Source organism: Vibrio sp. L85 (genome assembly GCF_963871815.1).
GTDB lineage: Bacteria > Pseudomonadota > Gammaproteobacteria > Enterobacterales > Vibrionaceae > Vibrio > Vibrio harveyi.
Map to the genome: position 1 here is coordinate 1 of NZ_CAWMYL010000058.1, position 1,054 is coordinate 1,054.

1 protein-coding gene is annotated in these 1,054 nt (G+C 46.0%); it reads left to right on the forward strand.

All coding sequences use genetic code 11. The features are described from left to right. Positions 1–79: 79 nt before the first annotated feature. The gene (locus AACR11_RS07655; RefSeq protein WP_079324620.1) at positions 80–1,000 is read left to right on the forward strand and encodes an IS5 family transposase; all 921 of its coding nucleotides are present in this window, start codon (positions 80–82) and stop codon (positions 998–1,000) included. Positions 1,001–1,054: the final 54 nt, after the last annotated feature.

Genomic DNA, 1,054 nt, shown 5'->3' on the forward strand with positions numbered 1-1,054 from the left:
GGCTTTGTTGCGTAATTCGATGGAACTAAATCAAGAAGCTACGATCTGATCGGCTACGCCCATCAATCGTCGAAGCCTCATGCCTAAACCTCGTTACAAAACAACTAACTGGAAGCAGTACAATAAAGCCTTAATCAACCGTGGTTCTCTGACCTTTTGGATTGATGAGGAAGCGATAGCCAAGTGGAAGCAAAACAAACAAGGCAAGCGAGGTAGACCTCGCCGATTCAGCGACTTAGCAATTACTACCGCACTGATGGTGAAACGCGTTTTCTCTATGCCACTGAGAGCGCTGCAAGGTTTTCTAAACTCAGTATTTAAGCTGGCTAACATCCCACTTGTTTGCCCGCACTACACCTGTATAAGCCGCCGAGCTAAGGAAGTTGAAGTTTCATTTAAAACCAAAACCAGAAGAGCAATACAACATCTGGCCATTGATGCCACTGGCCTCAAGGTTTATGGAGAAGGTGAATGGAAGGTCAAGAAGCATGGTACTGATGGGAAGCGCAGAGTCTGGCGTAAGCTGCATATCGCAGTAGATACAAGCACCCACGAAATAATCGCAGCAGAGCTGAGCTTATCTAACGTAACCGATGCCGAAGTGCTCCCTAACTTACTCAAGCAGACACGTCGTAAAATCATTGAGATATCAGGTGATGGCGCTTATGACACAAGGAATTGCCATGATGCTATACGGATAAAGCGAGCGGTTCCGCTTATCCCGCCACGAGAAGGGGCTGCCTTCTGGGAACAAGGACACCCTCGCAATTTAGCAGTAGGTTGTCAGAAGCTCTACGGCTCCAACAAGAAATGGAAAAAGCGGTATGGCTATCATAAGCGCTCGCTATCAGAGACAGCAATGTATCGGGTGAAACAGTTGTTAGGTGGAAAATTAAGCCTGAGAAACTACAACGCTCAGGTTGGTGAGACTTACGCCATGATCAAATCACTGAACAAACTTACAGGGCTTGGTATGCCTGAAACTCAGTGTATTGGTTAAGTATTAATCAACATGGGACAGCCATGTCTTTTCACTTAATTAAGCAACAAAGCC

Bases quoted from the DNA above. Each gene is read 5' to 3' on its own strand.
- AACR11_RS07655 (WP_079324620.1), top strand. From the start codon at position 80: ATGCCTAAACCTCGTTACAAAACAACTAACTGGAAGCAGTACAATAAA.